Annotated in this window: 5 protein-coding genes; 2 read left to right on the forward strand and 3 right to left on the reverse strand. The window is 37.7% G+C overall.

The window, feature by feature from the left end; translation table 11 throughout:
* Positions 1-332: 332 nt before the first annotated feature.
* The gene (locus JQC92_RS20560; protein ID WP_205001407.1) at positions 333-1,097 is read left to right on the forward strand and encodes a hypothetical protein; all 765 of its coding nucleotides are present in this window, start codon (positions 333-335) and stop codon (positions 1,095-1,097) included.
* Between the two features lie 144 nt (positions 1,098-1,241).
* On the opposite strand, the gene JQC92_RS20565 is transcribed toward JQC92_RS20560, so the two are convergent.
* On the reverse strand, positions 1,242-1,754 hold the full coding sequence (locus tag JQC92_RS20565; protein ID WP_205001408.1) for a 3'-5' exonuclease: 513 nt from the start codon (positions 1,752-1,754) through the stop codon (positions 1,242-1,244).
* Positions 1,755-1,864: 110 nt separating this feature from the next.
* On the opposite strand from JQC92_RS20565, the gene recD2 reads away from it, so the two are divergent.
* Positions 1,865-4,066, forward strand: a complete 2,202-nt coding sequence (gene recD2, locus JQC92_RS20570; RefSeq protein ID WP_205001409.1) for an SF1B family DNA helicase RecD2 — start codon at positions 1,865-1,867, stop codon at positions 4,064-4,066.
* Positions 4,067-4,126: 60 nt separating this feature from the next.
* Here recD2 and JQC92_RS20575 read toward each other — a convergent pair whose 3' ends face one another.
* Both JQC92_RS20575 and JQC92_RS20580 read right to left on the reverse strand, forming a co-directional pair.
* Positions 4,127-5,326 carry a J domain-containing protein gene (locus tag JQC92_RS20575; protein WP_205001410.1) on the reverse strand — a complete coding sequence of 400 codons (1,200 nt, stop codon included), beginning with the start codon at positions 5,324-5,326 and terminating at the stop codon, positions 4,127-4,129.
* A 329-nt stretch (positions 5,327-5,655) separates the two neighbouring features.
* Positions 5,656-5,877 (reverse strand): helix-turn-helix domain-containing protein, encoded by a 222-nt coding sequence (locus JQC92_RS20580; RefSeq protein WP_205001411.1) that lies wholly within the window; start codon positions 5,875-5,877, stop codon positions 5,656-5,658.
* Between the last annotated feature and the right edge of the window lie 266 nt (positions 5,878-6,143).

A 6,143-nucleotide genomic window follows, 5' to 3' on the forward strand; every position in this document is an offset into this window, starting at 1 on the left:
TATTGTGTGTCAGAACTAATAAGTACTATGAAATTGCTCCTTTCGCACTATATATTTAAGCTATCACACTGATAATTAATGATCTTTTAATAATATTCGTCGATCTAAAGGATCTACACCCAAATTCGATAATGACAGTCAAGATAACTATTAACTAAAGTTAATCTTTTGAATATCACCAAAGATAGAAAGGGAATCTATAAAGTCTTAAATGCTAACTCGAAATTGCCCCAAAGTCGTTTACAAAATATGAAGTAAAGTTAACTAAGTACTTCTTTTAATATGTGTAAAATGCATATCAAATATTCTATTTACCTAATTCAATATAGCAAATGTCATTAGTTGTCAGTATCCCTCTAGCGCAATTAAAAAGTTGTTCAGGTGACTGTTTAGCCCACTCAAGCCAACAACTTAGTGTTATCGAAGAGTTTAGAAATAAAGGCTGTCTCATCAAAATGCTATTTGATGGATTGCAAGAAGACCCTATTGATCCTTTATATCGAACAGAGCAAGAGTTAGATGAATTAATCGTAAGAAAAAAAGTCGTTAATAGTTGCACCAGTTTTGTTAAAGAGAGCATTAAGAATGTTGAACCTTATAAGTCTATAGGATTTATATTGAGCACCAGTGATGTTGAGCTATTACAATTTTGGGATGAATGGGCATACACTCAAAGATTTAATGATTTTAACGAAAGGGTTGAGTGGAACCCGTTATTACATTGCTATTGTATTTATAATCCGCATTCACAAAAATATGATATAGAAACCGAGTACAACGGGTTGTTTTACCAAGCCCCTAATGAGTCAGAGGACTTCGGTGTGATAGCAAGTGCCTCATATGAAAATCTTGAGGAGTTCAAATGCTATATGACTAATAAATGTAGCTGTGACTTCAGAAATGAAGTTATTGTAACTTACTCTAAACAGTCAATCATCGGGATTGTTATTGATGAAAATAATTTGGAATACAGTACTGATGCCTTTGCCTCAAAAGCCCAAGCATTTAAGAATGTTGTGAAAAAAAAATTGGAACTTGAATTACCAATATTCTTGCTTAATGGAAAACTAGGCCGTTTAACTATGGTTAAAGACTAATACAGATTTCCTGAACAACTTCCCTAGTAGTATCTATCTCATTTCTGTCCAAATTCGATTTAGAGTATTTAATCTAACCATTTGTTGAGTGGCGATCATATTTTAGAAGTAATACGCCCAGATTATACTCATCTACTGTTGTGGTCATATTGAATTTATCCACCCCATTTTGTTCATTATTCGTCGGGTTATTTCACAATCAGATTTTGCTCTGTGTGGGTCCAAATCTGAGATATCAATATGTTGCTGCCTAGCAGCATTAGTTAAAGACTGCCATTTATAACTTCCTCTATGGCTGATCTCTCCCCAATACTCTGCGTATGGCAGCATGACGCAATGTGCAAAATAGCGTGGCGGGGTAAGATGATATAAACCGCAAGTTTGTTCAATAAGTCTAACATCGTACGCAGCGTTGTATATTGCCACTTCTTTTCCACTTAAAATATTATTAACAGCAGTGGCGATCTCGAACCATAATGGTGCTGCGTGTACTTGCTCATTGGCGATGCCATGAATAGCAATGGCATCTTCGGGGATCGGTTTTGTTGGTTTAACTAGCGATTCAAAGACCACATTCCCAGACTCATTAATAATGGCTATTTCGATAATTTCAGCCTGTGAATCTAACCCTGTAGTTTCAGTATCTAATATCAGCATGTTAAGCCTCATATAAGCAAATACAATTCAACGGACATTAAGTTATCGCTTGTTTCATCTCAGGTTGATAATATCCACCGTTTGAAGTTGTCATAAAGTAAGTCATTTTGATGTCGTTTACCAATAACCAATCGTTACATGCAAAACACAGCGATCATCAGCCTATCGTTCATCTTCAAGGTTCCGTAGAGCGGGTTACTTTTCACAGTGAGCAAAGCGGTTTTTTTGTAATACGAGTGAAATGTAAAGGGCAACTGGAACTGGTGACTATGACGGGCAGTACGCCTTCAATTACACCGGGTGAGTTTGTTGATGCTACAGGCATTTGGTTCAATGACCATCGACATGGTGTTCAATTCCAAGTGAAACAAATTAAGACGGTTACGCCTAATACTATTGAAGGTATTGAAAAGTACCTCGGCTCAGGGATGCTCAAGGGGATCGGCCCTCATTTTGCTAAAAGGTTAGTCAAAGCCTTTGGGGAAGACGTATTCGATATTATTGAACAAAATCCAGAAAGGTTACTAGAACTCGAAGGGATAGGAAAAAAGCGACGAGAGAAAATCACTTCTGCATGGTCTGAGCAAAAAGTGATCCGTGAAATTATGGTGTTTCTTCAATCTCATGGGGTAGGCACTGCCAGAGCCGTGCGTATTTACAAAACATATGGTGACTCTGCAGTCGAGAAAGTGTCCGAGAACCCTTACCGTTTAGCGCTAGATATTCATGGCATTGGGTTCAAAACAGCTGATGATTTGGCGCAACAGCTTGGTATTGACCGTGAATCAATTATTCGAGCGCAAGCTGGTGTAAGGCATGTACTACAAGAAACATCAGGACAAGGTCACTGTGCCCAGCCTTTTGACTCATTGGTCAATGATGCGGTTAAGTTATTGGAAATCCCAGAAGATACCATCAAACAAGCCATCGATTGTGAAGTCAATGAACAACGGCTCACTCCTGAAATCATTAATGATGTTGATTGTCTTTTCTTAGCACCTTTATATCGAGCTGAGCTAGGTGTAGCAAACCACGTCAAACGATTATTGAAAGGTAACAGTGCTTGGTCAAACATTTCGATAGAAAAAGCTGTTCATTGGGTTGAGAAAAAAAACAACATTATGTTATCCGAGTCTCAAACTGTAGCGATTGAGCAAGCCGTCAAAAATAAATTTTGTATCGTTACTGGTGGCCCTGGCGTAGGTAAAACAACGACCGTAAACAGCATATTGAAAATCATTAAGGCTAAACAAGCCAAGGTATTATTATGTGCTCCGACAGGCCGAGCAGCGAAACGACTCGCTGAATCAACAGGCGAAGAAGCTATCACAATACATCGATTGCTGGAATTTGATCCGACAGCATTTGATTTTAAACACAACGCAGAAAACCCATTAGAAGCCGATCTTTTGATTGTTGACGAAAGTTCCATGGTTGACGTGGTATTGATGAATCAACTGTTGAGATCGGTGCCCGATAATTGTGCTGTAATTTTAGTCGGCGACATTGATCAACTTCCTTCGGTCGGCCCTGGGTCAGTATTGAGTGACTTAATTTCCTCAGAGCAAATACCAGTAGCTCGATTAACTGAAATATTTAGACAAGCGGCAACATCACAGATTATTACTGGTGCGCATTCAATTAATAAAGGTAAAACCCCAAAGCCAACTCCAAAAGGTGCGGATACAGACTTTTACTTTATCAACGGCGATGAACCTGAAGAATTGTTTCAAAAACTGATGACGGTAGTCACTCAACGCCTACCGAAAAAGTTTGGTCTAGATCCTGTTAATGATATCCAAGTGTTAGCGCCTATGAATCGTGGCGGTTTAGGCGCTCGTAGTTTAAATATCGCCTTACAAGAAGCCTTGAACCCTGATGCACACCCTAAAGTCACACGTTATGGCTGGACATACGCCCCTGGTGACAAAGTCATACAAACGGTCAATAACTATGACAAAGACGTGTTTAATGGTGATATAGGACGAGTTGTTAGTGTCAATATTGAAGAAAGTGAGATAATCATTGAATTCGATGGCATTGACGTAATGTATCAGTTTAACGAACTTGATGAAGTATCTTTAGCTTATGCCATTTCTATCCACAAAAGTCAGGGCTCAGAATATCCATGTGTGGTGATTCCGATGGCAATGCAGCATTACATGCTATTAGAAAGAAATCTGCTTTATACTGGAGTCACTCGGGGAAAACAGTTAGTGGTGCTACTTGGTCAGCAAAAAGCCGTTAACATGGCGGCTAGAACGATAACGTCTAAGCAGCGATTAACGAACCTTCAAACTCGGTTAAAATAAGATTGATTGAGCCGTTCGACTATTGAACAGCTTAATCAATTTTTATAAAAAATTAGCGGCTTAGAATGGGCAATCACGCATATCACCAACATGCGGGAAATAATTCCAGCGCTCAGCTTCAATCCGCTCTTTTAAATAAGCATTAACGGATTTTACGGTTGTTAATGTATCGATACATTCTTGTATATCAGCTTGGCAATCTACCAACGAATCAATATGCTCTTGAATGTTGATTTGCTGCTGTTTTTTACTTCGAGCTGAAAGTCGATTCCAAACCATACTTTCTAAACTGGAATCTGAGCCAATGCGCTTGTGCTGAAAGTTCAAATCTTTAACTTTAGTTTCGAGTACTCGAATCATGGCTTTTAATGCTGAAGGGCTTAGATCCAGCTCAAAGTCAGGAAGCCATTGCTGACTCATTTGAAGCAGCGTAAAGACATCACCATCACGTTTTGCTTTTGATAGTTGTTGCATCAATTCATGCTTTTCTTTTTTCAATGACTCATCACTTTCTTTATCTGGATGCAGACGTGACGCCATTTTTTTATACAGTTTATTAAGGTCAGATGATTTAAAAAGCATTTTGATATCATCAATGGAAGGCGCACTTTCTTCTTGTTTGAAGTGATTAAATGCTCGCTCAAAAAAATCATCATCTAATTCATCTTCATCGATTGGATCATCTTCGATATCAGCGTGTTTTTCTTGGTGAGATTGAGCAATATCTTTAAGGTATTGTTCAATATTTTGAGGGTTCCTCATCATTTCAACCAATTTCTCATGTTCAAAGTCAATATCGACTCCCAACATGTCTTCGAGCATGTCACGAAATATCTCTGTTTCGAACTCATCTGGCTCTGGTGCTTTATCTGCATGGTGTTGCGCATCAGCGGCTATTTGGTTTTGGAATTTTTTTCGTAACTCTTCAGTACTTCCTGTCCAGAACGGATTAGATTCTAGTGCATCGAGTTCTTCATGGATTAACTCATAAAGGGCATCTCTTCGTTCACCCTTTATTGTTCTACGAGGAATGAAACTAATAAGCCGTTCGATCTTAATGGCGGCTAATGAGCAGGTTTCAATTTCATAACTTTCAAATAGAGGTTTAGCTTGCTCATAGAAGGTTGAAATTTTGATTTCTAAGCGTTGATTTCTCGCTTGTAGCTTAGAAATTTGCTCCCATAAATTGGAGAGTTTTTTCCAACTTTTATTTACAGCCACACCACTGCTTTGAATGTCAGACACTTTAATTCGAGTCATTAGTTAAATACATTAATGAGTAAAGGTGACAAGATAAGTGATTTGAGCGAAAAGTCAATTGCAGTAATCAACAGTCAATCTGCATGTTAATACTGAGTTAATAAGTAACTCATTTATGCCCATAAACGAGATAAATACCTAACAATTTAGCTTAAGCTATTCAGACCAAATACCTGTATTTTTCGAAAAACGATGACCTAAAAGGATAACTTTAGGTGATCAGATGGTGGCTTTTAACCAAAACTCATGGGCTAGTACAAAATCCTTAAGATGAACATTGGTTTTCGCTAACTTACAATCAACCTTTAGGTTTGTTAATTCACTCAAAATCATCCATTAAGCAACTCGTTCAGTTCAAAGATTCTCTGTATTACAACGCCATCCGTTCCATGGTCTATTTCCACTTTATTACTGAGTAACCAGTCATCAATATCCTGTCTTTTGAAGAAGAGTTTTTTCCCATTCGGTTTAAAGTGTGGAATGAGTTTTAAGTGAGTGAGCTTGTAGATATAATTTTTAGTAAGACCTGTGTAATCGCTGCATTCATCTATTGTGAATACATTTTTTGATCATCCTGATATTAAATGTTTTTGCGATATTTATGACTTTTTAGAAGCAGAAACTATGCACACAGTCGATCATGCTAGAAACCCTCAAATGATCGGAGTTAACTTAAATCAATTCTTAGAATAAGTAGTCGGCTATGAAAAAAATCTAACATTATGATCGCTAATACAATATAGCTCTTTGATACATTCAATTTCGACCAGAAATGATATAGTGAACCTACGGTTTCTGGTCGTTTTTGGTGCTAAAA

Source organism: Parashewanella hymeniacidonis, assembly GCF_016900895.1.
Taxonomy (GTDB): domain Bacteria; phylum Pseudomonadota; class Gammaproteobacteria; order Enterobacterales; family Shewanellaceae; genus Parashewanella; species Parashewanella hymeniacidonis.